Genomic DNA, 25,416 nt, shown 5'->3' with positions numbered 1-25,416 from the left:
GGTCCGGTGAAGGCACACGACCGGTGTGTCGAGGAGAGGCAACTCACACGGCTGCAGGGAACTCGTCAGGCGGGCGGCGAAGCTCAGGTGCCGCAGTAGGTCACGTGCGGAGCGGCGTCCGGCGGGGCCGGGTGGGTGAAGTCCTCCAGCCCGGGCCGTGGTTCATACGGTCGGCGCACGGCGTCGACGAGGCGCTCGAAGGGGGCGAGGTCGCCCTCGGTCGCCGCGGCGAGCGCCTCCTCGACGAGGTGGTTGCGGGGGATGTAGACGGGATTGACGGCGCGCATCGCGGCGCGTGCGGTCTCCTCCTCCGGGCCGAGCAGTGCGGCGCGGCGCTGCGACCAGTCGTCGAACTCCGGGACGTCGACGAGGGCGTGGGTCGTGCCGTCGGTGAGGGCGCGGAAGAAGAGGGTGTGGTCGACCTTCTCGCGGGTCATCAGCGCGAACAGATCGGTGGCCAGGCTCCGCACCCGACCCGTCTCGGCGTCGGAGGGAAGTCCCAGCTTGGCACCCATGAGGCGTAGGAACGCCTCCTCGTACCGTCCCGCGTAGGCCTCGAGCACGGCGGTGGCCGCCGCGACGGCGTCGTCGACGACCGCCTTGTCGGCGTCCTCGCCCGGCTCGGCGCCCGCGATGAGGGGCAGCAGCGCCTCGCCGAGCCGCGCGAGGTTCCACTGGGCGATTCCCGGTTGGTTGCCGTAGGCGTACCGGCCCTGGTGGTCGATGGAGCTGAACACGGCGCGGGGGTCGTGCGCGTCGATGAAGGCACACGGCCCGTAGTCGATGGTCTGACCCGAGATCGTCATGTTGTCGGTGTTCATCACGCCGTGCACGAAACCGACGCCCATCCACGCCGCGACGAGCTCCGCCTGGACGCGGCAGACCTCGTCGAACAGCGCGAGGTAGGGGTTGTCGTGCTCGCGCGCGCTCGGGTGATGGCGGTCGATGGCGTGATCGGCCAGCGCTTCGAGGACGTCGAAGCGCCGCAAGGACGCCGCGTATTGGAACGTCCCGACCCGCAGATGGCTGTCCGCGACCCGGCAGAGGATCGCACCGGGGAGCGGCCGCTCACGCCTGACCTCGCGGCCGGTCGCCACGACCGCCAGAGCACGCGTGGTCGGGATGCCGAGGCCGTGCATCGCCTGCCCCATGAGGTACTCGCGCAACATCGGGCCAATCACGGCGTACCCGTCGCCACCGCGGGCGAAGGGGGTGCGCCCCGATCCCTTCAGGTGCAGGTCGTGCCGCCGCCCCGACGGATCGACGTACTCGCCGAGGAGAAGCGCCCGCCCGTCTCCGAGCACGGGTGAGTACGAACCGAACTGATGGCCGGCGTAGGCCTGGGCGTAGGTGGGGACCCGCTCGTCGACCTGACCGGCGAGCATCCGCACGCCCTCAGCGCCGCGGAGCCACTCGGAGTCCAGCCCCAGCTCCGCCGCCAGATCCGCGTCGAAGGCCACCAGTCGCGGCTGCTCGACCGACGCGGCGCGCCACGGCATGGACAGGTCCGGCAGTGCCTCGACGTAGGTCTGCTGCAGGCTCGGGGCGGGGCTCATGTCTTCCCTTTCCACCGAACGCGACGGGGTAAACACACGCCCCCCGCCCGGGACCGACTCGACGCGGCAGCACCGCGTCGAACAATCCTCTTGACCCTCACGCGACGTGAGGCAGGAGCGTTCTGGGTGTGAGAGATGCTGGACTGATGAACACGCCTACACACCGCCCCGTCGACGACGAGACCGACCTGACGGTCGGCGCCGTCGCGGCCATGGTCGGTGTGAGCGTACGGACCCTGCACCACTGGGACGAGATCGGTCTCGTGCACCCGAGCGGGCGCACGTGGTCGGACTACCGGGTGTATTCGCGTGACGACGTCGCGCGCATCCACCGGGTTCTGGTCTACCGCGAGGTGGGCGTTCCGTTGGCGCAGATCGCCGCGATCCTCGACGACCCCACGGTCGACGAGAGCATGCATCTGGGCAGGCAGCGTGAGCTGCTCACCGCCCGCATCACTCGCCTGCAGGAGATGGTCTCCGCAGTGGATCGGATGTTGGAGGTGACATCGATGGACGAACGACTCTCCCCACAGGAGCTGAGCGAGATCTTCGGTCAGGACTGGAAGCCGGAGTACCAGGACGAGGCCGAGGAGCGTTGGGGTGACAGCCCGCAGTGGGCCCAGTCGCAGCAGCGCTCGGCGCAGATGACCCGCGAACAGTGGGAGCAGGTCAAGGCCGACTCCGACGCGCTCGACGCCGACATGGCCGCCGCCGTCCGTGACGGCGTGGCTCCCGGCTCGGACCAGGCGAACGCCCTGGCCGAGCGGCACCGGGACTCGATCGGGCAGTTCTACGACTGCACGCACTCGATGCAGGTGTGCCTCGCGCAGATGTACCTCGCCGACCAGCGGTTCACCGACCGCTACGAGGCGGTTCAGCCCGGGCTCGCGCAGTGGCTGCACGACGTCGTCGCCGAGAACGCCCGCGCGAACGGCGTCGACCCGAGCACGGCCCGCTGGGAGTGATCCCAGGGGAGTCGCACCCGCCTGCCCGAGCGGGTGCGACTCCTCTGGCGTGCTCCGGCCTCTACCCGTGCGCGAGGGAGCGCACGGTCTCGATGGTGTCGGCCTCGGCCGCGGTCTTGTCGTCGCGGTAGCGCAGCACGCGCGCGAACCGCAGGGCGAGACCGGCGGGGTAGCGGCGGGAGGTCTGCAGGCCGTCGAACGCGATCTCGACGACCTGCTCGGGACGCACGTGCACGACGTGATCCTCGCCGCCGGTCTCCAGGTCGAGGAACCGGCGCGTCTGCCACTCCAGCATCTCGTCGGTCATGCCCTTGAACGTCTTGCCGAGCATGACGAACCCGGTCGGTGACGACTCGTCGCGGGCTCCGAGGTGGATGTTCGACAGCATCCCGCGGCGCCGCCCGCTGCCCCACTCGATCGCCAGGACCACGAGGTCGAGCGTGTGCCGCGGCTTGACCTTGACCCAGCCCGCACCCCGCCGCCCCGCCGCGTACGGCGCGTCGAGGCTCTTGACGACCACCCCTTCGTGTCCGGCCGTGACCTGCTCGGCGAAGAACTCGGCGGCCTCCTCGGCATCGTCGGTGACGACCCGCGGCACCACCACGTCTTCCGGCAGCAGCGTGGCCAGGCGGGCGAATCGTTCGGAGGCCGGCGCGTCCAGCAGATCCTCGCCGCTGACGTGCAGGACGTCGAAGACGAACGTCGTCACGGGCGTGGTCGCGGCCAGCGCCGCCGGATCACTGCGACTGGCCGTGCGGGCGCCGGTGACCTGGAACGGATGTGGCGCGCCGTCGGGGCGCAGGGCGATGGCCTCGGCGTCGAGGACGACGTCCTGCGCGGGCATGCGACGCACGACGTCGACGACCTCGGGCAGACGCTCGGTGATCTCGTCCAGCGACCGGGTGAACAGACGGACCTCGTCGCCGAGTTTGTGGGCCTGCACACGGATCCCGTCGAGTTTGCGCTCGATCGCGACCGGGCGCCCCTTGCCCACTTGCGCGAGCGCGGCGGGGACGTCGGGTTCGGAGCCCGCAAGCATGGGCCGCAGCGGGCGTCCCACCACGAGGCCGATCCGGGCGAGTCCCTCCTCACCGTTCTCCAGCGCCGCCTGGGCCACCGGAGCCGGCCATCCGGCGAGCATCACCGCGCGACGCACCGCCGCGGCCGGAACGTCGGCCGCCTCGGCGATCGCCGCCTGCAGCACCCCGTCGAGCGCGCCTTGCCTCACCTCACCGGTGAGCAGCCCTCGTAGAAAACGCTGCTCGCGCTCGGTCGCCGCGGCGAACACGGCCTGGACGGCGGCCCTGCGCCGACCCGCCGACCCGGCTCCGGACAGCGCGGAGATCTCCTCGAGCGCCTCGTCCACGTCCCCCAGCTCGAGGCTCGCCTCCCCGGCGGGAGCCGGCAGCTCGGCCAGGCTGCGCCACCCGATCCCGGTGCGACGCTGCGGCAGCGTCCCGGACAGGTAGAACGCCGCGAGCCGAGCCCCCTCCGGCCCGGCGGCGCGCAGGGCGTCGGCCACCAGGGTCACCTTGGCCGTGCGCGATCGGGTGGCCGCGACCGCCTCCGACGTCGCCACGACCTCGGCGAACCTCACGACGACCTCGATCCGTGATCCATGTCACCCAGCATCCCACCGGCACCGGAGCGCCGCCCGCCCGTCGGGACCTCGGCCCGCTCCCACCTCGCACCCAGGTGGCATGCATCCTTCGATGGTGGCCGGTTCGGCTACCGACGAGTACAACAGTGATGACGCCACGTGAACGACCGTCCAGGACGAGCGATCCACACCGATCGCTCCCTCCCCTCCTCCCGCCCACGCCGTTCACGACGGGCCAAGACCCGGCGTCGAATCGGGGCCGCCCGAGCACGAGGGGAATCGTGCCCAGGCGGCATCAGTTGGGGAGTTTCACCAATGGGAATCTGGAAGTCTCGCGCGCTCGCGGCGGGAGCGGCCGGCGCCGCTCTCACGCTCGTCGCGCTACCGCCTTCGCGGCGGACGCCCCGGGCGACACCACCGCACAGGGCTGGTCGCTCAACTACACCGTGCACACCAGCACACCCACCACCACGACGCAGGCCTCGCGCCTGTTCTCCGCCACCGAGGGCGGCAACGACGGTGCGCCGCTGGTCGGGCTCACCAAGTCGGGACGCGTCAACATCTCGACCGGCCTGTACTACCCGTCCGTCACCGGCTTCGACGCCGACGCGCCCTACACGGGGACGTCGTCGGTGACGATCCACGCCCCGGTCACCGGCATCGTCGGCATCCCGACGCTGTCGGCCAGCCTGGGACAGCTCAGGGTCACGTGCACCTCCGACGCCGAGGGCAACGCCACCGGGTCGGTGTCGGCACCCGCCTCGGTGCCGGCCGGCATGTCGTCCACGCCCGCGCCGAACACCACCGTGTACCTGCCCGCCGGCTCCGACGCGAACAGCTACGAGCAGAAGGTCGTCTACAACGAGCAGACGCGCCTTCCGAACGGGCAGTTGCGGATCGTCGGCATGCACACGTACTTCGACGTGGACAGCCGCGAGATCGCCGGCGCCACCGCCGTGACCGGTGACGTGCAACTCGGCATCGTGTCCTGCGGCAAGGTGACGAACGCCGAGCAGGGCGACGTGCCGATCGCCTCCGCCGGTCTCGCCGGCGGCGCACTCGGAGTCGGTGCCCTCGTCGCCGGCCTCGCCGCCGTCCGTCGTCGTCGCGTCACGACCTGAGGCGCGCCGTGTACCTCGGAGGATCCGGCGGTTCGCCGGTGACCATCGCGACGGTCGCGACCGGTGGGGCGGCAGCCCTCCCGTTCGCGGGCACCGGCGCGCTCATCGTGATCGGTCTGGCGGTGGCCTTCGTGGCCGGAGGGTTCCTGCTCCTGTGCCACACCAAGCGCCGGGCCGCGCGGTCGCTGTAGCCGACGTCGGGTCACGCCGTTCGAAGAACAAGATCGACAACATGGAGCACAGTCGGAATCGCTGCACCGCAGGTCAGCGGCTCGTCAAGCGGGTCCGTCGCTCGTCGATGTCGTCCGTGTTGTTCTTCACCCGGGTGCACGGTGCGTGGCCGGGCCGGGGGTCGACTCCTTCTGGCCCGGCCGGCCTCGCCCTGCGCCACCCCATGCACCACTGACACCTGTCCCACCTGTCTGTTCACCCTGCCGTCGCCATCGGGATCCCCTCCCGCACTCCCGACGTGTCTGAGGAGCTCCATGTCCGTCTACGTGCAGTTGCAGGCGCTCGCCTTCGTGCTGCTGACGATCTTCCTGGCCTACGTCGCCACGATCCTCGTGCCGTATCTACGCCGTCGCCCCGACCCGGTCGGCGATCCGAGCGCGTTCTCGTGGCACGTCCTCGTGCCGTGCCGCAACGAGGAGGCCGTGATCGGCAGTTCGCTGCGTCGGCTGCGCACCCGCTTTCCGCAGGCCCACATATGGGTCATCGACGACGCCAGTGACGACGACACCGCCGCCATCATCGCGGGTGCCGCCGAGACCGACCCCCACATCCACCTGGTGCGACGTGTCTTTCCCGACGCCCAGACCGGCAAGGGCGACGCCCTCAACGCCGCCTACCGTGCGCTGCTCGCGTGGCTGCCGCAGGGCGCCGACCACGAGAAGGTCATCGTCACGGTCGTCGACGCCGACGGTGACCTCGCCGAGAACGCCCTCGCGCTCGTGGCGAGCGACCGCGTGTTCGGCGACCCCGTCGTGGGCGCCGCCCAGTGCCAGGTCGCGATGTTCGAGGCGCCGCCCGACGCGAGCCGGTTCGCGCGCCTGCTACGGGCCCTGCAGGACGCGGAGTTCCGCACGACCATCGCCGCGATGCAAATGCTGCGCGGCCACACGATCTCCGTCGGTATCGGCGGGAACGGGCAGTTCAGCCGCCTGTCCGCACTCGACGTCATCGGCGTCCAGGCCGGCGACCCCTGGCACGGATCCCTGCTGGAGGACTACGAACTCAGCCTGCACATGATGCTCGCTGGGTATGAGATCAGGTACGTGCACGACGCCGTCGTCTCCCAGGAGGCCGTCGCCGCGCTGCCCGCGCTCGTGCGTCAGCGGACGCGCTGGTGTCAGGGCGGCATCCAGTGCCTGCGCTACCTGCGGGACGTCGCCGCGAGCCCGATGGTCACCCCCGCCGCCACCTGCGAGATGGCGTACTTCCTCACCACACCGCTCCAGACCCTCGTCGGGATCGTCGTGTGGCCGGTCGTGCTCATCGGCATGGCGGTCGTCGGGGCGCACGCAGCCGGTGGCCTGATCGCGTGGATCGTCGCCTCCTGGTGGCTGATCCCGCTGGTGCTGCTCACCGGCATCGCACCCTTCGCGACGTGGGGGTACCTCTACGGCCGCGAGCGCGAGTGGAACGTCGCCGCCTCGGTGGCGTTCGGCGTCGCCTACTGGCTGTACAGCTACCTGACCCAGATCTACGTGGTCAACGCGTTCCGCCGGCTCGCCCTCGGCCAGAACGGGTGGGTCAAGACGCAGCGACTCAAGGAGGTCGGACTCGAGGCCGGAGCCGTCGAGGACGTCCTCGAGATCCAGGCCCACTCGGCGGCCGTCGCCGGCAGCCGCGTCGCCGACATCGTGCCGCAGGCGGGCCGTGGCGACTTCGCCGCCCGCAGCTCCCACACCCGCGTCTCCCGAGAGGCCCACCGAGGACCGCTCTCACCTCATCGCCCGCGTCCACGCCGTCAAGCGCGTCGACCGCGATGCACGCCGCGAGCCGGCCCGCGCGGGTGCTCGCCGCTCTGTTCCTGCTGCTGGCGGCGGTGGCGGTGTTCCTCGTCCAGGACCCGTTCGTGGCGGCCGAGGCGAACCTCGCCGCCGACATCGCCCGCGTCGGCGTGACCGGGCAGGCGGCCTCGCTCGGCCCGGTGGTGTGGGTCGGGATCGGCACCCCCGCGGTCATGGCGATGCGCATCACGTCGCTGTGCTCGACGGTCGTCCTCGTCACGCCGGTGCTGCTGCTGGGGGCTGCGCTGATGTACGGACTGCGGCGTGCGCACCTGCACCGCATCCTCGCGGGCGTCGTCGTGGGGCTGGCGATCGTCGTCGCCGCCAACCAGGCCCGCTACCTGCTGCTCGCTTGGCTGGGCACGAGCTTCGGTCACGACGCGTTCCTCCTCGGACACCACTGGATCGGCGCGATCGGAGTCCTGGCGCTCTTCGCCCTGGCCCTGTTCCTCACGGTCCGGATCGCCATCGGCGGCATCACGCGCCCCTCGGCCCGCTTCACACCGGCCACCACCGACGACCGAAACTGACCGACCCAGCCCCACCGATCCCCGCGGTCTGATCTTCCGCCTGAGACAGCAGGTGACGACGAGACAGTGGGTCGTGCGCTGCTGCCTCAGACCTCACCTGCTGTCTCAGGCGGGTCGGGGTGGCGGGTCCGGGTGGCGGGCCACTCGGGTCAGGGTGTCTCGGACTCTGCGGACCACGGCTCGGCGGGCTCGGTCGGGGCGGGAGAGGGCGACGATCCAGCGGGTCGCCGGCACGTCGGCCAGGGGGCGCAGGACGAGGTCGGGGCGCTCCCGGGTGGTGAATCTCGGCACCAACCCCACGCCCAGACCCGCCGCGACGAAGGACTCCACGAGCCGGTTGTCCCGAACGCGCTGCAGGCGGTGGGCCTCACGGCCCGTGGACAACTCGATCCCCCGCAGCACCTCGTCGAACGGAAAGCCCACCGGCACACCGATCCACGGGTCGTCCACGACGTCGATCGCCCGGATCGTCCGCGCCTCCGCCAACCGGTGACCCGACGGGAGTGCGACGTCGATCGGCTCGCGCGCCACCACACTCCGCGTCAGGTGTGCGGAGCCCGGGAGGACCTCGCCAGTGAGGCTGTGCCCGATGACGATGTCGTAGTCGGCGGCCACACGGGCGTAGTCCTCCTCGGCGACGTCGATGTCGTCGAGATGGATCTCGATGCCCCCGCCCGCCAGTGCGAGACACGTCTTGGGCAGCAGGTACTCCGCCGCGCTCGCCAGCGCCGCGATCCGCACCACACCGCTCGGGGAGCCGCCGAACTCCGCAAGCCGCGCCTCCACCTCGGCCAACCGCTCCTGCACCGCCACCGCCTCCCCGGCGAGCAACCGTCCCGCGTCGGTGAGCCGGACGCCACGCCCGTGCGGCTCCACGAGGTCGACGCCGAACTCCCTGGAGGCCGTACGTAACTGCTGCGACACCGCCGACGGCGTGCGGTGGGTCGCCGCTGCGACCGCGACGATGCTCCCGCGCTCGGCGAGTTCGTGCAGGAGGGTCAGGTGCCGCACGTCCATGTAGGCAGCCTACTGATTCGATACGGAACATTTCGCTTGTCCTTCACTGCCGGTCGACGGACGCTGGGGACATGCCGACGCGTCACCGACTCCTCGCAGCACTCGTCGCCGTGCTGTGGGGGTGAACTTCCTCGCCATCCACGCCTCCCTGGAGCACTTCCCGCCCTTCCTGTGCGCCGCGCTGCGCTGGACAGTCATCGCGATTCCGACCGTCATGTTCGTCCCGCGCCCGAAGGTCGCCACGCGATGGCTGGTCGGCTACGGGGTCGGCTTCGGGATCCTGCAGTTCACGTTCCTGTACTGGGCGATGGCCGAGGGGATGCCCGTCGGCCTGGCCTCGCTGGTGCTGCAGAGCTCGGCGCCGTTCACCGTGCTGCTCGGAGCGCTGCTGCTGCGGGAGCGCATCTCCGCGATCGCCCTGATCGGGGCGGTGATCGCCGTCGGCGGTCTCGCGATCGTGGGCTCCCAACGCGCGGCCGGAGCCACGGCGTGGCCGTTCCTGCTCACGGTGGCCGGCGGATTCGGGTGGGCCCTGGGCAATCTCGCCTCACGACAGGCGCGGCCGCAGAACCCGCTGCACCTCACGTTATGGATGTCGATCGTCCCGCCGATCCCGATGTTCGCCCTGTCGCTCCTGGTCGAAGGCCCCGACCGGATCACCCGGGCGATGGCGACCTCGCTGCGCCCGGAGGCCGTGCCCGCCCTGCTCGGCCTGCTCTACACCTGCCTGCTGGCGACCGCCATGGCCGGCGGCATCTGGACCTGGCTCCTGCGCGAACACCCCGCGAGCAGCGTCGCGCCGTTCTCCATGCTCGTCCCCGTCACCGGCCTGACCACGGCCTGGCTCGTGCTGGGCGAACAACCGAACGCGATCGAGATCCTCGGAGCGGCCGTCGTCATCGGCGGCGTCCTCATGGGTTCGCTGACCCTGCGCCGACACCCGACTCCGCACCTGAAACAGCCGGTGACGACGAGACAGTAGGGCAAGCGCGGCTGTTTCAGACATCTCCGGCTGTTCGAGGTGGTGGGGTGACGACGGTGCGCGCTTTGCGCACAAGGTGTGAAATCCGTGCGGGTGCAGGAGTTGTCACTCGTCCGGATTCCGCGAGGATGGCCCACACTCGCCACCGTCGTCGGGAGGGCCTCATGACCACCAGCACCGAGAAGCCACGCTCCGCAGGCCTCGTCATCCGCAGCGCCGTCGTCGCGGCGCTCGGCGGATTGTTGTTCGGATTCGACACCGCCGTCATCTCCGGCACCACGGAGAACCTCACCGAGGTGTTCGCCCTGTCGGACTTCGGGCTCGGATTCACCGTCGCCACCGCCCTGATCGGCACGATCATCGGCGCGCTGTTCGCCGGACGCCCCGCCGACCGATTCGGCCGCAAACCCGTGCTGGCCGTCATCGGCGTCCTGTACTTCGTCTCCGCCATCGGCAGCGCCGTGGTGGGCAACTGGTGGCTGTTCATGTTCTTCCGCTTCATCGGCGGTGTCGGCGTGGGCGGAGCCTCGGTCGTGGCGCCCATCTACACCTCCGAGATCGCGCCGGCCCGATCACGTGGACGACTCGTCGGCCTCGTGCAGTTCAACGTCGTCCTCGGCATCCTGCTGGCCTACCTGTCGAACTGGCTCCTGGCCTCGGCGCTGGACGGCGACATCGCCTGGCGCTGGATGTTCGGCGTCGAGGCCATCCCGGCGCTGCTGTTCTTCGCGTTGGTCTTCACGGTGCCGGAATCACCCCGCTGGCTCTACACCCAGGGTCGGACGCAGGATTCCCGCACCACCCTGGCGAGGCTCACCCGTTCGGAGGAGGAACTCGACCGCGAGTTCACCGAGATCGCCGAGGCGGACGCCAAGGAGCGACGCAGCCGCAAGGTGAAGTTCTTCACCAAGGGCCACTCGAAGGTCATCTGGCTGGCCGTCGCCATCGCCATGTTCAACCAGCTCTCGGGCATCAACGCGATCCTCTACTACGCCCCCGACATCTTCCGGATGGCCGGCGCGGGCGACGACGCCGCGTTCCTGCAGTCCATCGTCGTCGGGGTGGTCAATCTGGTGGCGACCATGGCCGCGCTGACCGTCATCGACAAGATCGGTCGCCGCACGCTCATGCTCGTCGGCTCGATCGGCTACCTGATCTCCCTGGGCCTGGTCACGTTCGTCTTCTTCACCAGCGACGGTGAGTTCACCGGGACGTCCTCGACCCTGGTCCTCGGCGGCCTCGTGCTCTTCATCGCCGCCCACGCGTTCGGGCAGGGATCGGTGATCTGGGTGTTCATCTCCGAGATCTTCCCCAACCGCATCCGTGCTCAGGGGCAGGCCCTCGGCAGCTTCACGCACTGGTTCTTCGCAGCGGTCACGTCCTGGACCTTTCCCGGCATCGCGGCGGCCCTCGGCGGCGGCACGGCCTTCCTCGTGTTCCTGGTCTGCATGATCGGCCAACTCGTCTGGGTTCTCACCGTGATGCCCGAGACCAAGCAGATCCCCCTGGAGGACATGGCCGACGCACTGAACCTGCCCCAGGACGTCCTCGACGACGACGAGGTCGACTCCGACTCCGGCGGAGCGGCGGATCCCTCGATCAGCCGACGGCCCCGATGAGGCGCAGCAGGACCCAGATCGTGGCTGCCGCGAAGGCGATGAGGACCAGCAGGATGACGGCGACCACGAGCACGGCACGCACGACGTAGCCCTTGGCCGAGGCGTCGACCGTACGGCCCTGCGCGACGGTCTTCTCGAGCAGCCGCAGGTTCTTGAGGTTGGCGCGGTGGGCAGCATCGGCGACGTCGCCGACGCCCGGGATCAGTCCCAGGATCGCGTCGAACAGCAGGTTCCAGCCCATCAACAGCAGCACGGAGATCGGCACCCGGTTGCGTACTGCGTCGGCGAGGATCACCGAGGAGATGGCCGTGCCTGCGACGTCGCCGATTCCGGGGATCAGGCCGATGAGCGCATCGAGACCCAGCCCGAACCGCGTGCCAGGGATGCGGACCATGTCGTCCATCAGCCGGGCCAGCAGGCGACTGGACGTCGTCGAGGCGGCGGGGGCGGGCTCCGGCGCGCGCCGGTGACGTGAAGACATCTGATCAGCGTAGGGCGTCCCCCGCCGCTCTCGCGCGACCGCCGGGCCGCCGCGCATCAGCCGTCACGGCGCTCCGGGGCCCGCGACCACCCCGTCGTCGCGGGGAATGTGCACGATGCGCCTCACCCTCAGGCCCCCGCAGGCCCAAGCGAATTCGCCGCTCAGGGCATCAGCGCTCCCACAGCACCCAGCACGTTCCGGGTGTGCCGGGCCCGCGAGGTGGGTCTAATGAGAGGCATGACTCTCGTCGGTTTTCACGCCTCCCACGAACAGATCTCGCCCCGGCAACTGCTCGCAGACGTCCAGGCCGCGGAGCAGGCCGGCTTCGACGCCGCCATGTGCTCGGACCACTTCGCGCCCTGGAGCACGCGCCAGGGCGAGTCCGGATTCGCCTGGTCCTGGCTCGGCGCCGCGCTCGCCACGACCAACCTGACGTTCGGCACCGTCAACTGCCCCGGCCAGCGCTATCACCCGGCGATCATCGCGCAGGCCTCTGCGACGCTGGCGCAGATGTTCCCCGGCCGCTTCTGGCTCGCCCTCGGTACCGGCCAGTGGATGAACGAGCACATCATGGGCGAGCGCTGGCCCACCAAGGACGAGCGCGACGAGCGGCTGCTGGAGTGCGCCGACATCATCCGGCGCCTCCACCGCGGCGAGACCGTCACCCACCACGGCCGCGTGACGGTCGAGAACGCCAAGCTCTGGACGCTGCCCGACGAGCCGCCCCAGCTCATCCAGCCGACCCTGTCAGAGAAGTCCGCGGCACGCGGCGCGCAGTGGGCCGACGGCATCGCGACGATCAACCAGCCCCTCGACCGGCTCAAGAGCATCGTCGACGCGTACGCCGAGGCCGGCGGCGACGGCGAGCGCATCCTGCAGGTGCACCTGAGCTGGGCGTCCACCTCCGAGGAGGCATGGGCCATCGCCCGCGACCAGTGGGGCAGCAACGTGTGGAACACCACCACCGCCACCGACATCACCACCGCACACCTCGAGGACGTCGCCCGTGGCGCGACCGACGAGATGATCGGCCAGGCCTGCCTGGTGGAGTCCGACCTGCCGCGCCTCACCGAGCGCATCAAGGAGATGGTCGACCTCGGTGCATTCGACCGCGTCTACCTGCACTTCGTCGGCCAGGACCAGTCGCCCTGGATCGAGGCCGCCGCCGAGCACGTCCTGCCCGCCCTGAAGGAGAACTGACATGCGCATCACCGACACGAGCGACCTCTGGTGGAAGAACGCCGTCATCTACAGCCTGGACGTCGAGACCTACCAGGACAGCAACGGCGACGGCATCGGTGACCTGCAGGGGCTGGCCCACCGCATCGACTACCTGGCCGAGCTCGGCGTGACGTGCCTGTGGCTCATGCCGTTCTTCCCTCCCCCGACCTCGACGACGGCTACGACATCACCGACTACTACACCGTCGACCCGCGGCTCGGCTCGCTCGGCGACATGGTCGAGGTCCTGCGCACGGCCCACGACCGCGGCATGAAGGTCATCATCGACCTCGTCATCAACCACACCTCCGACCAGCACCCCTGGTTCAAGGAGGCCCGCAAGAGCAAGGACAACCCCTACCGCAACTGGTACGTGTGGCGTGACACCGAGCCGCCGGACACCTCGGACAAGGTCGTCTTTCCCGACGCCGAGGACTCCATCTGGGAGAAGGAGGACAAGACCGGTGAGTGGTACCTGCACAACTTCTACACGTTCCAGCCCGACCTCAACCTCGCCAACCGCGCGGTCCGCGAGGAGATCGGGCGCATCATCGGGTTCTGGACCCAGCTCGGCGTCGACGGATTCCGCGTCGATGCGGTGCCGTTCATCCTCGAGACCACCGGGTACACCAAGGAGGAGAAGAAGGAACTGGGCGACCCGATGGACTTCCTCCGGGAGACCTGCAACTTCCTGCGCCGGCGCACCGGTGACGGCATCCTGCTCGGTGAGGTCAACGTGCCGTACGAGGACCAGTACGGGTTCTTCGGCGAGGAGCGCGGCGACGGCCTGTCGCTGCAGTTCGACTTCATCGGCATGCAGTCGGTCTACCTGGCCATGGCGCGAGGTGAGGCCGAGCCGATCGTCAAGGCCCTGACGCAGCGTTCGACGTTCCCCTCGCCCGCGAGACCCAGTGGGCCAACTTCCTGCGCAACCACGACGAGCTGACCCTCGACAAGCTCAGCGACTCCGAGCGCCAGGAGGTCTTCGACGCCTTCGGGCCGGAGAAGGAGATGCAGGTCTTCGACCGCGGCCTCAAGCGGCGGCTCCCGACGATGCTCGGTGGCGACCCCCGCCGCATCCGCATGGCGTACAGCCTGCTCTTCGCCCTGCCCGGCACCCCCTCGATCTTCTATGGCGAGGAGATCGGCATGGGCGAGAACCTCGCCGAGGACGGCCGGATGGCGGTCCGCACGCCGATGCAGTGGACCGCCGAAGACGGCGGCGGGTTCTCCAGCGCCGAGCGACGCTCGCTGGTCTCACCCCTGCCCGAGGATGGCTACGGCCCCGCGCACGTCAACGTGGCCGACCAGCGCAGCGAACCCGACTCGCACTACTCGTTCATCCGCGGGCTGATCTACCTCTACCGCCGTCACCCCGAACTCGGCTGGGGCTCGGTGGAGATCGTCGACCAGCCCGACGAGGCGGTCCTCGTCCTCGCGTGCCGCTGGGAGGAAGGGCTCGTCATCACGGCGCACAACCTCAGCCAGGACGGGCGCACGGTCGAGATCTCCGTCGCCGGGGTGGAGAAGGGGTCCCGCCTGGTCGACCTGTGGGAGCAGCGCTCGCTGGAGGAGGACCCGACGAAGAAGTTCGAGCTGCAACTCGACGGCTACGGCTACCGCCGGCTGCGCGTGCAGAGCGAAGAGGACCACCGCTTGTACTGAGACAACATGCTGCACCCGAACCGCGGCTCGGCCCGCCTCCCCTGGGAGGCGGGCCGTTGTCGTCCACCGCGCTTCTTCTCGGATGATGCGTAATGATTCTCATTTGTATACGCTGACCCCTGATCGTACGGACCGACGGGAGGGGCCAGGTGGACACGACCCGGCACACGCGCGCGTGGAGCGGGGTCCTGCTCGTGGTGATCGCCGTGGTCGTCCTCGTCTCCGCTGCTCACGGACCCTTGCCCACCACCCCGGTGGAAGCGGGCAAGATCCTCCTCGGCCACCTGGTCCCGGGGATGCCGTGGATGAGCGACGGCAGCATCACGCCGCCACAGGACGAGGCGGTCTGGTCGTTCCGCCTCGCACGCTCGCTCTTGGCCGCCCTCGCCGGGGCGGCCCTGGCCCTGGCGGGGGCGATCCTGCAGGTCACCGTGCGAAACCCCTCGCGGAGCCCTACATCCTCGGGGTCTCAGCAGGCGCGGGTCTCGGCGCGGTCGCCGCGATCGTCGCCGGGTCGACCGCGCTGGCGGGTCTGACCCTCAACACCGCGGCGTTCGCGGGTGCCGGTGTCGCCATCGCGCTCGTGTACGTCCTCGCCCAGAAGCAGGGGGTCGTCCTGCCCGCGCGGCTCATCCTCGTCGGTGTCGCGCTCGGGGCTCTGCTGTCGGCGCTGACGAACTTCCTGCTCATGACCACCGACGCCCAGAACATCTACAGCGTCATGCACTTCCTGCTCGGGTCGGTGTCGGCGGCCACCTGGTCCAGCCTGCTGCCTCCACTCGTCGCGTTGCTCGTGGCGCTCGCGGTGGTCGGGCTGCGCACGCGAGCACTCAACGCCCTGCTGGTCGGTGACGAGGCCGCTACCGCCCTGGGCGTCGACGTGCCGGCATTGCGTCGGATCCTGCTCGGCGTCACCGCGCTGCTCACGGCGGCCACCGTGTCGGTCGCCGGCGGCATCGGGTTCGTCGGACTCATCGTCCCGCACGTCGCCCGGATGCTCGTGGGCGCCGACCACCGCCGCGTCATCCCCCTCAGCGTGCTCGGCGGCGCCGCCTTCCTCACGACGTGCGACCTGCTCGCGCGGGTCGTGGCCGCACCCGCGGAGATCCCCCTCGGCATCCTCACCGCGGTCGCCGGCGCACCGTTCTTCCTCTGGCTCATGCGCACCAAGGACGTGTGATGGAACTCCGGATCGCTTCTCTGCACGTCGAGCTCGGCGGGACGCGCATCGTCGACGGGGTCGACCTCACCGTGCCCTCCGGGTGCGTGGTGGGGCTGATCGGCGCCAACGGCAGCGGCAAGTCCACGCTGCTGCGCACGGCCTATCGCGTCCACCGGCCGCAGTCCGGGCAGGTGCTGGTCGGTGGGGACGACGTGCACCGGCTGAGCCCCGGGGAGGCGGCCCGGCGGATCGCCGTGATGGCGCAGGAGATCAGCACCGAGTTTCCGCTGACCGCGCTCGACGTGGCGCTGCTGGGGCGGGTGCCGCTTCAGCGCGGCTTCGGCGCCGACTCTCCGGCCGACCTCGAGCTGGCCCACGCCGCCCTCGCCGAGGTGGGCGCGAGTCCACTGGCCAAGCGCGCCTTCCCGTCGCTGTCCGGCGGCGAGAAGCAGCGGGTCCTGCTGGCCCGCGCGCTCACCCAACAGGCGCCGGTCATGATCCTCGACGAGCCGACCAACCACGCCGACGTGGGATTCCAGCACGAGTTGCTTCACCTCGTCACGCAGCGGGGCGCGACCGTGCTGGCCGCTCTGCACGACGTCAACCTCGCCCTGGCCTACTGCGATCGGGCGGCCGTCCTGCACCACGGGCGGATCCGAGCCGAGGGACCGGTCGCGCAGGTCCTCACCACCGACCTCGTCGACGACGTGCTGCGGGTGTCCTCCCGCGCCCTGACCGACCCCCGCGGGGGCGTCGTCATGTCGTTCCGCCGCACCGCCCCGAGCCCCTCCCCCGCCATTCCGCGCACCACCAGCACCCAGGAGACCTCATGACGACACGCACCCTCCGCGCCACCGCCCTGCTGACCGGCGGCCTCCTGCTGCTCGTCGGCTGCGGCCAGGCGGTGACCGGCGCACCGGCGGCCACGACACCCCAGGCCACGGCCTCGGTGACCAACTGCGGCACCCCGGTGACCTACGCCGGCGCGCCGCAGCGCATCGTGGCGCTCAACCCGGGGCAGGCCGATCTCATCGCGCGTCTCGGGGCGGCCGACCGCATCGTCGGGGTGGCGCAGACCCACGGACGTCCACTGCCGGAGACGCTGACCGGCGGAGGCCGGCAGATCCCGGTCGTCGGCCAGGACTCCCCGCCGACCCGTGAGCAGTTGCTGACCCTGCAGCCCGACCTGGTCGTCTCGCCCACGACGTACGAGTTCACCGCCGAGAAGGGGTACGCGACCCAGGACCAACTGCGCAAGGCCGGGGCTGCGACCTATGTCGCGGCGGCGGGATGCCTGGACCGCCGATCGGAGGCGGAGGTGAGCGACCTCATCACCGACATCGACTCCCTCGGGCAGGTCCTCGGCGCCGACGACGCGGCGCGGCGCCTGACCGCCGAGGCGAACGCGCAACTGCAGAAGGCGACCGATCGCGCGAAGGACAAGCCGAAGCCGACGCTCGCGCAGGTGTTCATCGAGGGCGAGACCGTCACGGCCATCGGCGCCGGGGTCGAGCACAGCATCGGCGAGGCCGCCGGCGGTCGGGGCGTCTTCTCACCGGACGACCCGGCCTTCGCGAAGTTCTTCGCCGCCGAGGTCTCCCGCGAGACGCTGCTGGCCAAGAACCCCGACGTCATCGTGTTCAGCGCTCTCGACGACGAGCACGAGAAGCGCACCCGGCAGTGGTTGTCCACGCACCTGGGCAGCGCGAAGGCAGTCCAGCAGGGCCGGCTCGTGGCGATCCCCGCCTCGCAACTGCTCCCCGGCACCTGGGGCAACCTCGATGCCGTCACGACGATCAACGAGGCGCTCTACCCGAGCGAGTGAACTTCACCTGAAACAGCCGCTGAGGACGAGACAGCAGCGCGTGAGGTGCTGTCTCAGACCTCACGTGCTGTTTCAGGTGGAGGGGTCGGTGGTCAGGGGTCGGTGGTCAGTGGGTGAAGGCGCTGCGGGCGTCGTCGGCGGCCCGGGAGATCCCCTTGCGCTCGGAGACGAACGCCCCCAGTGCGCCGACCGCCGGCAGGTTGCTCAGCGCCCGCGAGAAGAGCCCGCCCTTGCGGCGGTTGTCGAGGTCGGACCTCATGCTCTGGATGCGGCGCGCCACCCGCCACAGGAGTTGAGCGGTGCGCCCGACCCGGGCCAGCGGCCCCGTCTTCTCCTTGGGTGCCTCACCCGGGGCATCGTCCTCGGGTTGCGCGTCGGGATCGGCCAGGGCCGTCGACACGGCCTCCGGGTCCAGTTCATGACCGAGGACGATGCGGCCCGCGACCGCCACGCGCTCACCGAGGTCGCTGATGCCCATCTCACGGGCGACGGCGTTGACCACGAGGATCTGCGCCGACGCGCCCACGACGTCGTCGATGCCGACGAGCTTGCCCACCTTGCCCCCGAGACCGGGGACGGCGGCGAGGGCTGCGGCCGCCGTGCCGAACCGGCCGACCCACCAGTCGATCCGGTCGTCCAGGCTGGTGGCGGCCCAGTCGTCGTGGCGCGGGTGCACCGACCCGGTGACGACGCGTCCCGCCGTGGCGGCCACCGTGCCGATGGCGCCGAGGAGCTTTCGCGCAGCACCGCGCTCGTCGTCGTCCACGGACTCGTCGGCCTCGACCGATTCGGCCACCTGCTGCTGGCCCGGCTCGTCGTCGCCCACCAACAGGTCTCGTACCCGGTCGAACTCGCGCCCGGCGAAGGCGAGGACGCGGACGGCGTCCCGCTGGTCCTCGGCGATGGTCGGCTCGCTCACGTCGGCTCCTTCGGATCTGCGCCGGAGGTTCCGGCGACGTCGCCGGTCATCCTGCCAACACCGGGCGACTGCGGCATCCGGGGAGGGCCGCACGCCGGTGGGGCACCGGCCGGAGGGGTTGATCCGCCGCCCACCCGGGTAAGGGCGTCCGCGAGGAGACACCCTCCGGGCGCCGGCCGTCGTCGCCCGTCGCCCACCGGCAGGAGCAGGCCCATGAGCACCACCGAACGACGCACGAACGCGGCCCCCGAGGCGATCTGGGACGTCATCGCCGACGGGTGGACCTTCGTCGCCTGGGTCGTCGGCGCATCGCGGGTCCGGGCCGTCGAGCCCGACTGGCCCGCAGTGGGTTCCCGCATCCACCACTCCGTCGGGGCGTGGCCGGCCGTCATCGACGACAACACCCAGGTGCTCGAGGTCGAGGACGGCCGACGCATCGTCATGGAGGCGCGCATCCGACCCGCTGGACAGGCGCGGGTCGACATCTCCCTGATCCCGGACGGCACCGGAACCGTGATCCGCATGGTCGAGGACTTCACCAGCGGCCCGGCGACCAAGGCCCCCAAGCCCGCCCGCGACGCCGCGCTGCACGTGCGCAACGTCGAGACCCTCAAGCGGCTGGCCCTGCTCGCCGAACGCCGCGAGCATCCCTGAGCCTCACCGACGCTGCGCGGTCGTCGCGCGGCCGGTGCCGACCCACGCCGGGTCGGCGTCGGCGTAGATCCCCCGCAGCGCGCCGGACCAGAGCCGGCCGACGCCGCTGCCGAGGCGTCCGGAGTCCGTGAGCGCCGCACGCGCCGCCATGTAACCGCAGCCACCGTGCACCCCGCCCCCGGGGTGGATCGCCGCGCTGCCCAGATAGAGGCCGGGGATGTGCGTGCGCGGCCCGCCGAGCCCGGTCACCGGTCGCCACAGCGCCTGCTGCAGGAGTTGCTGGGTGCCGCCGCCCACAGCCCCCTCACCGAGGTTGGCGTTCGCCTCCTGCAGCGTGCGAGGGGTGCGGACGATCCGCTCGATGACCAGGTCTCGCCAGTCGGGAGCGAACCGGTCGAGCATCGCCTCGCTGTGCTCCACCGTCCTCGCCGAGGCCGCCTCGTCGGTGACGCCGCGCGGCAGGTGGGTGTACAGCCACAGCGCCTCTGTGCCCGCAGGCGAACGGCTCGGGTCGATGCTCGTCATCTGCCCCATGAGCGCGAACGGCTGCTCCGGGATGCGTCCGGCCTCGAGTTCGGCGGACCACTCCACCAGGCCGGGGACGTCCCGCCCGATGTGCACGACCCCGGCGCCCCGCGCGTTCCGAGCGGTCCAGGGCATCGGCTCGGCCAGGCGGTAGTCGATCTTGACCGTCGGCAGGTCCCAGACGAAGTGGTCGAGGCGCGCCCGAAGCCCGGCCGGCACGTCGGCGGAGTCGAGCAGGCGCGTGTAGAGCGCCGGGGCGCTGGTGTCGGCGACGACCGCGCGGCGGACCGCGATCCGGCGACCGTCCCCGGTCTCGGCCCCCGGGCACGTCCGTCGCGGACGACGATCCGCGTCGCCGAGGTCGCGAGGTCGATCCTCGCCCCGGCGGCCTCGGCGCGGCGGGCCAGCGCGCGGGCCAGCTCGCGCGTGCCCCCGACCGGTGAGGGGAACCCGACGTCCTGGGCCAACATCGTCATGAGCCACCCGAACACGCCGCTGACGGGCGCCGTCGGCGGTGCATCGGCGTGCATCGCGTTACCGGCGAGCAGCTCACGTCCCGCCTTCCCGCGGAACAGTTCCTCGCCCATCCGGGTCGTGGGCAGCAGCATGAATCGAAGAAAATCCGGCAGGTTGCGCAGACCGACCGCCCGCAACAGCCGCGGGGTGTCGGCGACCGGTGGCCAGGCCGTGAGCAGAGCTCCGAGCAGCGGGTCCTTGATGTCGTCGTACTGCTCGACCAGGCGCATCCACGTCCGTCCGTCGCGCGGGTCGTCCTCGGCCAGGTGCTCGGCCGTCACCCGGGCGTCGCGGTGGAGCGCGGGAGACCGGTCGTCCCCCGGCCGCGACAGGTGGGCCAGCTGGGTCTCGGCGATCGCCCACCGCAATCCATGATCCTCGAGGTCGAGCCCCCGCAGCACAGGGGAGGCGTGGGCCAAGGGGTGGCACGCGCTGAACTCGTCCATCACCCACCCGTCCTGCTCCACCGAGTTCACGGCGCCGCCGACGACGTCGCGCTCCTCGAGTACGACGACGTCCCACCCCGCATCGGCCAGGTGGGAGGCCGCCACCAGGCCGTGATGGCCTGCGCCGACGATCACCGCATCGACGGTCTCGGTGGCCCCGGTGCTGCGGCGGATGGGGTCTGGCTGGGTCATGGGGATCTCGCTCTCTCGCCGAGGCGTCGACGTCGGAACCGGGTCTGCCCCGGCCTTACCCGCCCGTCCCCGGACACAACCCCGCCCACGACCCCGGACACCAGGACACCAGGACACCAGGACACCAGGACACCAGGACGAGGCTCGACCGCCGACTCGCGGCGTCCCGAAGTCGACGACGGCCGGAGCCGACAGGCATGAAATGCCCGATCCGGGGCACTGGCACGGGTGACACCGCATGCACCCCTGAAAGGACCGCCATGGCTCAGCAGGAGAACCCTCCCCCACGGTCGAGGAACCCACGGCCCCCACCACACCCCCGGTGCCGAACCCCGACCAGCGTGCCCCCGAGACCGTCACGGCGACCGGCTGTCCCTTCGGGGCATCCGCGGTGGCGCCTCGCTCCCAGCAGGGTGAGTTCCTCACCACGGCCACCGGGACGCGGCTGCGCGACAGCGACCACTCCCTCAAGGCCGGACGCCGCGGCCCGACGCTCCTGCAGGACCACCACCTGCGCGAGAAGATCATGCACTTCGACCACGAGCGCATCCCCGAGCGTGTCGTGCACGCCCGTGGCGCCGGGGCGCACGGCGTGTTCACCTCCTACGGCACGGGCGCCAAGATCACCACGGCCAGGTTCCTCGCCGAGAAGATCGAGACCCCCGTCTTCGTGCGGTTCTCCACCGTGCTGGGCTCCCGCGGCTCGGCCGACACCGTGCGCGACACCCGCGGATTCGCGACGAAGTTCTACACCGAGGAGGGCAACTACGACCTCGTCGGCAACAACATCCCCGTCTTCTTCATCCAGGACGGCATCAAGTTCCCCGACGTCGTGCACGCGGCCAAGCCCCACCCGGACCGCGAGATCCCCCAGGCGCAGAGCGCCCACGACACGTTCTGGGACTTCGTCTCCCTGCACACCGAGGCCCAGGCCCACACCATGTGGAACATGTCCGACCGCGGCATCCCCGCCTCGTTCCGCACGATGGAGGGTTTCGGCGTCCACACCTTCCGCCTGACGAACGCCGACGGCGAGACGTGCCTGGTCAAGTTCCATTGGAAGCCCGTCGCGGGAGTCCACTCGATGACGTGGGAGGAGGCCCAGCTCGCCGCGGGCGCCGACCCCGACTTCCACCGCCGCGACCTCGCCGACGCGATCGAGGCCGGCGCCTTCCCCTCCTGGGAGCTCGGCGTGCAGGTCATGCCGGACACCCAGGACGAGATGTTCGAGGGCATCGACCTGCTCGACCCGACGAAGCTCGTCCCCGAGGAGCTCTGCCCGGTGCAGTTGCTCGGCAAGATGACCCTGAACGCCAACCCGACGAACTACTTCGCCGAGACCGAGCAGGTCATGTTCAACCCCGGCCACCTCGTGCCGGGCATCGACGTGACCAACGACCCGCTGCTGCAGGCCCGCCTGTTCAGCTACGTCGACACCCAGCTCACGCGGCTCGGTGGCCCCAACTTCGCGCAGATCCCGATCAACCGCGCGCACGCGCCGGTCAACGACATGCTCCGCGACGGGTTCCACCAGCACGCGGTGCACACCGGCCAGGCGCCCTACCGGCCGAACAGCATCGACGCCGGCAACCCGGCCGAGACTCCGGAGGCGCAGCGCCCGTTCGTCGAGGTCTCCACGCCCGTCTCGGGTGAGAAGGTCCGGGCCGTGCCGGCCACGTTCGACGACCACCTCAGCCAGGTGCGGATGTTCTACCGCAGCCTGACGCCCGTGGAGCAGGACCATGTCGCCGCGGCCTACACCTTCGAACTGGGCAAGTGCTACGAGAACCCGGTTCGTGAGCGGCAGCTCGCACACCTCGCGGCGGTCGACACCGATCTCGCGAAGACCGTGGCCACCGGCCTGGGGCTGCCGGTACCCGAGCCGTCCACGAAGGTCGCGGACGTCGAGCCCAGCCCGGCCCTCTCGCAGGTCAAGGCGGAGATGAACTTCCCCGTCGACGGCCGCATCGTCGGCATCGTCGCCGATGACGACGCCGACCTGGCCCAGGTGAAGAAGGCCTCCGCCGCGGTCGAGAAGGCGGGCATGACGCCGTTCGTCGTCGCCGCTCACGGCGGCCACCTCGGTGGCAAGAAGGACGTCGTGATCGACCGGACGCTGCTGACGACCCGGTCCATCGAGTTCGACGCACTCCTGGCCGTGTCGGCGATCGCCCCGGCACCGGATTCCGCCGCCGCGTTCGACGCCAAGGCGGGCGACCCCTCCGGCGTGCCGAACTCGGCCGTCGACCCGCGCCTGACCCTGCTGATCGGCGAGATGTACCGCCACTGCAAGGCCATCGCGTTCCTGCCCGAGGCCGAGGCCGCCATGGCCGCTGCGGGCATCGAGGCCGGCACTCCCGGCATCGTTCAGGAGAAGGACGCCGACAAGGCGGTCGGCACCCTCGTCGATCTCCTCGGTGCCCACCGCGCCTGGGACCGGTTTCCCCGGTCCTCGGCTGACCCACGAGCGGGCCGAGACGTGGTGACGAGGGCCGGTGCGATGTCGCACCGGCCCTCGTCATGTCTCCCCGGTCAGGACTGCTCGTCTTCGCGACCGAGCGACTCCCGGCGGCCGGAACGGGCCTCCACCTCCCCACCGGACGGCGTCTCGTGGGTGGCGTCGGCGTCGAGGCTGTCGACGTACTGACCGCGCTCGTAGTCGTAGTCGATCGGCTCGCCGAACTCGTCTCGCCGCTGGTACCACTGCGTGACCGGTGGCGCGAGCGAGTCGTAGTCGGCGCCCGCGCCCTTGCCGTCCTCCGCAGGCTCGACCGCGATCGCGAAGTCGTCGCCGTGGTGCCGCACACCCTCACGGACGGCCTGTTCGACCGCCGTCTCCGCATACAGCCGCCGGATGGCAGCCGGGTCGCTGCGCAGATCCTTGACGAAGGCCACCATCATCACCACCATCGCGACGGCGAACGGCAAGGCCGACACGACGACGAAGTTCTGCATGCCCTGCAAAGCGGCCTGTCCACCGATGAGCAGGAACACGATCGCGATCGCCAACAAGAACAGACCCAGCATGATGACGACCCCGTGAGAGGGGGTCGCGCGCCCTCGCTGAGCCAGGCTGCCCATGACGACGGAGGCCGAATCGGCGCTGGTGACGAAGAAGACCGTGAGCATGAAGATGACGACGATCGGCGTGATCGTCGACAACGGGAGCGCGTCGAGCAGGATGAACAGCGCGTCCTGGGCGTTGGGTGCTCCGCCGATGTCGGCGATGCCCTGCTCCTGCATCCACATCGACGTGCCGCCGTAGATGGAGAACGAGGTCAGGCACACCAACGACGGCACGAGGATGACGACGACGACGAACTCCCGCAGGGTGCGACCGCGGGAGATCTTGGCGATGAAGATGCCGACGAAGGGCGACCACGACACCCACCACGCCCAATAGAAGACCGTCCAGGAGCGGAGGAACACCTCCTGCTATTCGCCGTAGCTGGCCGAGTAGGCGATCAGGGTCAGCGTCTCCGAGAGGTACTGCGCGATGACCGACGGGATGAAGTTCACCAGGAACAGGGTCGGACCCACCAGGAAGACGAAGATCGCGACGATCACGGCGAAGACCATGTTGATGTTGGACAGGTAGCGGATGCCTCGGGCCACCCCGCTGACCGCCGAGGTGATGAACACCGCCGTGAGGACGGCGACGATGCCGAGCAGCATCGGGGTGTTGATCTCACCGAGACCGCCCGCGATCTGGACGCCGCGGCCGATCTGCAGGGCACCGATGCCCAGCGCGGCAGCCGTGCCGAACAGGGTGGCGATGATCGCGAAGATGTCGATGATCCGGCCACGGGCACCGCGCACACCGTCACGGCCGATGAGGGATTCGAAGATCGAGCTCATGAGGACGGTCCGGCCGCGCCGGTAGGCGCCGTAGGCCACGGTCGCCCCCACCAGCGCGTACATCGCCCAGGCCTGGGGACCCCAGTGGAACACCGTCTGGACCAGGGCCCGATGCATGGCCTCGCGGGTCTGCGGGTCCACCGTGCCGGGAGCCGGCTCGAGGTAGTACTGCATCGGCTCGTACGGGCCGAAGAACAGCAGTCCGACGCCCATCCCGGCGGCGAACAGCATCGCGACCCACGAGAAGGTCGTGTACTCGGGCTTCTCACCATCCAGCCCGAGCGGGATGCGTCCGTACCGGCCGAAACCGATCCACAGCATGAAGAAGAGGACGACGGCCGCCAGCACGCTGCAGAACCACCCGAAGTAGGTGGTGACCCAGACCAGCGCCGTCTCCGAGGCCGCCGCCAGACCTTCCGTGTCGAGCAGGCCCCACGCGAGGAAGGCCAGGATCGTCACCGCCACCACGACCACGACGACGCGGTCGGTGCGGTAGTCGTAGCGCTGATCGTCGACCGAGACACCGGGCACCAGGGCCGGATGAACTCCGT

At 70.4% G+C, this 25,416-nt stretch carries 20 protein-coding genes and 3 pseudogenes; 15 read left to right on the top strand and 8 right to left on the bottom strand.

Going from position 1 to position 25,416, the window contains the following annotated elements:
- Nucleotides 1-83: 83 nt before the first annotated feature.
- Complete coding sequence (locus QQK49_RS19950) at nucleotides 84-1,556, bottom strand: protein adenylyltransferase SelO (protein ID WP_284305507.1); 1,473 nt, start codon at nucleotides 1,554-1,556, stop codon at nucleotides 84-86.
- A gap of 146 nt (nucleotides 1,557-1,702) precedes the next feature.
- On the opposite strand from QQK49_RS19950, the gene QQK49_RS19945 reads away from it, so the two are divergent.
- A complete protein-coding gene (locus QQK49_RS19945; RefSeq protein ID WP_284305506.1) occupies nucleotides 1,703-2,521 on the top strand; it encodes a MerR family transcriptional regulator in 819 nt (272 codons plus the stop codon).
- Nucleotides 2,522-2,582: 61 nt separating this feature from the next.
- Here the strand turns inward: QQK49_RS19945 and QQK49_RS19940 are convergent, their stop codons facing one another.
- Nucleotides 2,583-4,118, bottom strand: coding sequence for an ATP-dependent DNA ligase (locus QQK49_RS19940; RefSeq protein ID WP_284305505.1), 1,536 nt, complete (start codon nucleotides 4,116-4,118; stop codon nucleotides 2,583-2,585).
- Nucleotides 4,119-4,402: 284 nt separating this feature from the next.
- Between QQK49_RS19940 and QQK49_RS19935 the strand changes: the two genes are divergently transcribed.
- From QQK49_RS19935 to QQK49_RS19915, 5 genes are all read left to right on the top strand, one after another.
- The gene (locus tag QQK49_RS19935; protein ID WP_284305504.1) at nucleotides 4,403-5,242 is read left to right on the top strand and encodes a hypothetical protein; all 840 of its coding nucleotides are present in this window, start codon (nucleotides 4,403-4,405) and stop codon (nucleotides 5,240-5,242) included.
- A 38-nt stretch (nucleotides 5,243-5,280) separates the two neighbouring features.
- On the top strand, nucleotides 5,281-5,433 hold the full coding sequence (locus QQK49_RS19930; protein ID WP_284305503.1) for a hypothetical protein: 153 nt from the start codon (nucleotides 5,281-5,283) through the stop codon (nucleotides 5,431-5,433).
- A 41-nt stretch (nucleotides 5,434-5,474) separates the two neighbouring features.
- Nucleotides 5,475-5,648 carry a hypothetical protein gene (locus QQK49_RS19925; protein WP_284305502.1) on the top strand — a complete coding sequence of 58 codons (174 nt, stop codon included), beginning with the start codon at nucleotides 5,475-5,477 and terminating at the stop codon, nucleotides 5,646-5,648.
- A 79-nt stretch (nucleotides 5,649-5,727) separates the two neighbouring features.
- Nucleotides 5,728-7,368, top strand: a complete 1,641-nt coding sequence (locus tag QQK49_RS19920) for an XrtP-associated glycosyltransferase (protein ID WP_284305501.1) — start codon at nucleotides 5,728-5,730, stop codon at nucleotides 7,366-7,368.
- Entirely contained in the window at nucleotides 7,320-7,784 is a 465-nt protein-coding gene (locus tag QQK49_RS19915; RefSeq protein ID WP_284305500.1) for a hypothetical protein, read from the top strand. The genes QQK49_RS19920 and QQK49_RS19915 overlap by 49 nt, the downstream gene beginning before the upstream one ends.
- A gap of 105 nt (nucleotides 7,785-7,889) precedes the next feature.
- Here the strand turns inward: QQK49_RS19915 and QQK49_RS19910 are convergent, their stop codons facing one another.
- Nucleotides 7,890-8,801, bottom strand: coding sequence for a LysR family transcriptional regulator (locus tag QQK49_RS19910; RefSeq protein ID WP_284305499.1), 912 nt, complete (start codon nucleotides 8,799-8,801; stop codon nucleotides 7,890-7,892).
- A gap of 121 nt (nucleotides 8,802-8,922) precedes the next feature.
- Between QQK49_RS19910 and QQK49_RS19905 the strand changes: the two genes are divergently transcribed.
- Both QQK49_RS19905 and QQK49_RS19900 read left to right on the top strand, forming a co-directional pair.
- Nucleotides 8,923-9,783, top strand: a complete 861-nt coding sequence (locus QQK49_RS19905; RefSeq protein ID WP_284305498.1) for an EamA family transporter — start codon at nucleotides 8,923-8,925, stop codon at nucleotides 9,781-9,783.
- Between the two features lie 164 nt (nucleotides 9,784-9,947).
- A complete protein-coding gene (locus QQK49_RS19900) occupies nucleotides 9,948-11,402 on the top strand; it encodes a sugar porter family MFS transporter (RefSeq protein ID WP_284305497.1) in 1,455 nt (484 codons plus the stop codon).
- Here QQK49_RS19900 and QQK49_RS19895 read toward each other — a convergent pair.
- Complete coding sequence (locus QQK49_RS19895) at nucleotides 11,383-11,883, bottom strand: DUF4112 domain-containing protein (RefSeq protein ID WP_284305496.1); 501 nt, start codon at nucleotides 11,881-11,883, stop codon at nucleotides 11,383-11,385. The genes QQK49_RS19900 and QQK49_RS19895 overlap by 20 nt on opposite strands.
- A 237-nt stretch (nucleotides 11,884-12,120) precedes the next feature.
- Here QQK49_RS19895 and QQK49_RS19890 point away from each other — a divergent pair, with 237 nt between their 5' ends.
- The 5 genes and pseudogenes from QQK49_RS19890 (at nucleotide 12,121) to QQK49_RS19865 (ending at nucleotide 17,755) form a co-directional block, all read left to right on the top strand.
- The gene (locus QQK49_RS19890) at nucleotides 12,121-13,083 is read left to right on the top strand and encodes a TIGR03885 family FMN-dependent LLM class oxidoreductase (protein ID WP_284305495.1); all 963 of its coding nucleotides are present in this window, start codon (nucleotides 12,121-12,123) and stop codon (nucleotides 13,081-13,083) included.
- A 1-nt stretch (nucleotide 13,084) separates the two neighbouring features.
- A pseudogene (locus QQK49_RS19885) lies at nucleotides 13,085-14,768 on the top strand (alpha-amylase family protein).
- Nucleotides 14,769-14,917: 149 nt separating this feature from the next.
- A pseudogene (locus tag QQK49_RS19875) lies at nucleotides 14,918-15,948 on the top strand (FecCD family ABC transporter permease).
- Nucleotides 15,948-16,763: an ABC transporter ATP-binding protein gene (locus tag QQK49_RS19870; RefSeq protein ID WP_284305493.1), complete on the top strand. Its 816-nt coding sequence runs from the start codon at nucleotides 15,948-15,950 to the stop codon at nucleotides 16,761-16,763. Before QQK49_RS19875 ends, QQK49_RS19870 begins: the two are co-directional and overlap by 1 nt.
- On the top strand, nucleotides 16,760-17,755 hold the full coding sequence (locus QQK49_RS19865) for an ABC transporter substrate-binding protein (RefSeq protein WP_284305492.1): 996 nt from the start codon (nucleotides 16,760-16,762) through the stop codon (nucleotides 17,753-17,755). Before QQK49_RS19870 ends, QQK49_RS19865 begins: the two co-directional genes overlap by 4 nt.
- A gap of 106 nt (nucleotides 17,756-17,861) precedes the next feature.
- On the opposite strand, the gene QQK49_RS19860 is transcribed toward QQK49_RS19865, so the two are convergent.
- Complete coding sequence (locus tag QQK49_RS19860) at nucleotides 17,862-18,674, bottom strand: hypothetical protein (RefSeq protein ID WP_284305491.1); 813 nt, start codon at nucleotides 18,672-18,674, stop codon at nucleotides 17,862-17,864.
- Between the two features lie 213 nt (nucleotides 18,675-18,887).
- On the opposite strand from QQK49_RS19860, the gene QQK49_RS19855 reads away from it, so the two are divergent.
- Nucleotides 18,888-19,328 carry an SRPBCC family protein gene (locus tag QQK49_RS19855; RefSeq protein WP_284305490.1) on the top strand — a complete coding sequence of 147 codons (441 nt, stop codon included), beginning with the start codon at nucleotides 18,888-18,890 and terminating at the stop codon, nucleotides 19,326-19,328.
- Between the two features lie 3 nt (nucleotides 19,329-19,331).
- Here QQK49_RS19855 and QQK49_RS19850 read toward each other — a convergent pair whose 3' ends face one another.
- Together QQK49_RS19850 and QQK49_RS19845 are read right to left on the bottom strand one after the other, a co-directional pair.
- Nucleotides 19,332-19,919 carry a phytoene desaturase family protein gene (locus QQK49_RS19850; protein WP_284305489.1) on the bottom strand — a complete coding sequence of 196 codons (588 nt, stop codon included), beginning with the start codon at nucleotides 19,917-19,919 and terminating at the stop codon, nucleotides 19,332-19,334.
- The gene (locus QQK49_RS19845) at nucleotides 19,850-21,007 is read right to left on the bottom strand and encodes an FAD-dependent oxidoreductase (protein WP_284305488.1); all 1,158 of its coding nucleotides are present in this window, start codon (nucleotides 21,005-21,007) and stop codon (nucleotides 19,850-19,852) included. Before QQK49_RS19845 ends, QQK49_RS19850 begins: the two co-directional genes overlap by 70 nt.
- Nucleotides 21,008-21,329: 322 nt before the next feature.
- Here QQK49_RS19845 and QQK49_RS19840 point away from each other — a divergent pair, with 322 nt between their 5' ends.
- Nucleotides 21,330-23,654 carry a catalase gene (locus QQK49_RS19840; protein WP_284305487.1) on the top strand — a complete coding sequence of 775 codons (2,325 nt, stop codon included), beginning with the start codon at nucleotides 21,330-21,332 and terminating at the stop codon, nucleotides 23,652-23,654.
- Here the strand turns inward: QQK49_RS19840 and QQK49_RS19835 are convergent.
- Nucleotides 23,540-25,324, bottom strand: a pseudogene (locus QQK49_RS19835) (BCCT family transporter). The gene QQK49_RS19840 and the pseudogene QQK49_RS19835 sit on opposite strands and share 115 nt — an antisense overlap.
- Nucleotides 25,325-25,416: the final 92 nt, after the last annotated feature.

The sequence above is a fragment of the Mobilicoccus caccae genome, from assembly GCF_030161635.1.
Classification (GTDB): domain Bacteria; phylum Actinomycetota; class Actinomycetes; order Actinomycetales; family Dermatophilaceae; genus Mobilicoccus; species Mobilicoccus caccae.
Note: the sequence above shows the minus strand (reverse complement) of the source record. Positions and strands in the feature narration are given on the sequence as shown.

Coding starts and splice junctions, on each gene's coding strand:
- QQK49_RS19950 (WP_284305507.1), bottom strand. CDS start 1,556: ATGAGCCCCGCCCCGAGCCTGCAGCAGACCTACGTCGAGGCACTGCCG.
- QQK49_RS19945 (WP_284305506.1), top strand. CDS start 1,703: ATGAACACGCCTACACACCGCCCCGTCGACGACGAGACCGACCTGACG.
- QQK49_RS19925 (WP_284305502.1), top strand. CDS start 5,475: ATGGAGCACAGTCGGAATCGCTGCACCGCAGGTCAGCGGCTCGTCAAG.
- QQK49_RS19920 (WP_284305501.1), top strand. CDS start 5,728: ATGTCCGTCTACGTGCAGTTGCAGGCGCTCGCCTTCGTGCTGCTGACG.
- QQK49_RS19910 (WP_284305499.1), bottom strand. CDS start 8,801: ATGGACGTGCGGCACCTGACCCTCCTGCACGAACTCGCCGAGCGCGGG.
- QQK49_RS19900 (WP_284305497.1), top strand. CDS start 9,948: ATGACCACCAGCACCGAGAAGCCACGCTCCGCAGGCCTCGTCATCCGC.
- QQK49_RS19895 (WP_284305496.1), bottom strand. CDS start 11,883: ATGTCTTCACGTCACCGGCGCGCGCCGGAGCCCGCCCCCGCCGCCTCG.
- QQK49_RS19890 (WP_284305495.1), top strand. CDS start 12,121: ATGACTCTCGTCGGTTTTCACGCCTCCCACGAACAGATCTCGCCCCGG.
- QQK49_RS19870 (WP_284305493.1), top strand. CDS start 15,948: ATGGAACTCCGGATCGCTTCTCTGCACGTCGAGCTCGGCGGGACGCGC.
- QQK49_RS19865 (WP_284305492.1), top strand. CDS start 16,760: ATGACGACACGCACCCTCCGCGCCACCGCCCTGCTGACCGGCGGCCTC.
- QQK49_RS19855 (WP_284305490.1), top strand. CDS start 18,888: ATGAGCACCACCGAACGACGCACGAACGCGGCCCCCGAGGCGATCTGG.
- QQK49_RS19845 (WP_284305488.1), bottom strand. CDS start 21,007: ATGACCCAGCCAGACCCCATCCGCCGCAGCACCGGGGCCACCGAGACC.